Origin of the sequence: Streptomyces sp. 5K101, assembly GCF_046506645.1 — a bacterium.
Taxonomy (GTDB): domain Bacteria; phylum Actinomycetota; class Actinomycetes; order Streptomycetales; family Streptomycetaceae; genus Streptomyces.
Genome location: NZ_JBKFFO010000067.1, coordinates 1 through 866, shown reverse-complemented (window position 1 = coordinate 866; position 866 = coordinate 1). Strand labels below are relative to the sequence as shown.

Annotated in this window: 1 protein-coding gene; it reads right to left on the bottom strand. The window is 67.2% G+C overall.

Annotated features, from left to right (window positions below; translation table 11 throughout):
- Nucleotides 1-790 (bottom strand): IS5 family transposase gene (locus ACLB9X_RS34380; RefSeq protein ID WP_410364341.1). Its coding sequence is split into 2 segments (ribosomal slippage), with 788 coding nucleotides annotated over them: nt 1-470 and nt 473-790; the frame shifts between segments, so codons are not numbered across the junction. This gene is flagged as partial in the annotation.
- Nucleotides 791-866 lie beyond the last annotated feature (76 nt).

The following is an 866-nucleotide window of genomic DNA, read 5'->3' as shown; positions in this document are numbered from 1 at the left end:
AGGCGTCGCCAGCAGATGAGGCTGCAGGCGAGGGAGACGAAGGCGTCGTGGAGTTCTGTGCGGCGTTCCCAGCGGACGGCGAGCCGTTTGAACTGGTGGAGCAGGGCGAAGGCCTGCTCGACGACGTAGCGGAGCTTGCCCATGCCCTTGATGTTCGGGGCTCCTTTGCGGGAGATGACGGGCAGGACCCGGCGTTTCCGCAGCTCTTCCCGGTTGGGGTTCGAGTCGTAGCCCTTGTCTCCGAGCAGGGCTTCGGGACGACGGCGGGGCCGGCCGGGGCGGCCTGCCACCGGCGGGATGCCGTCGACCAGGGCGAGGGTCTGGGTGACGTCGTTGACGTTGGCCGCGGTCGTGATGACTTTGAGCGGTGTGCCATGTCCGTCGCAGATCAGGTGGTGTTTGCGGCCCGTCTTCCGCCGGTCGACCGGCGACGGACCGGTGTCGGCTCCCCCTTTTTCGCGCGGATGTGGGAGCCGTCCACGCACGCCCTGGACCAGTCGAGCCGGCCTGCCGCGTTCAGCTCACTGAGCAGGATCCGGTGCAGCTGGTCGAAGACCCCTGCCCGCTGCCAACGTTCCAGGCGCCGCCAGCAGGTCTGCCCGGATCCGAACCCCAGCTCAGGCAGCAGGAGTTGCCAGGCGATGTCGTTATAGAGGACGTAGAGAATGCCCTGCAGACACAGCCGGTCGGGCACCGGCCGAGGCCCTGGTGACCTCGTCGGCCACGGCGGCAGCAGAGGCTCGATCAGTGCCCACAAGTCGTCATCCACGATCCACGGCCGAGTACTCACACCATCCCGAACGGCCGAATCGTCACACCGGTCACGCCCGACCAGGACATCCCACCAAGATCCTGTTACGAGCTCT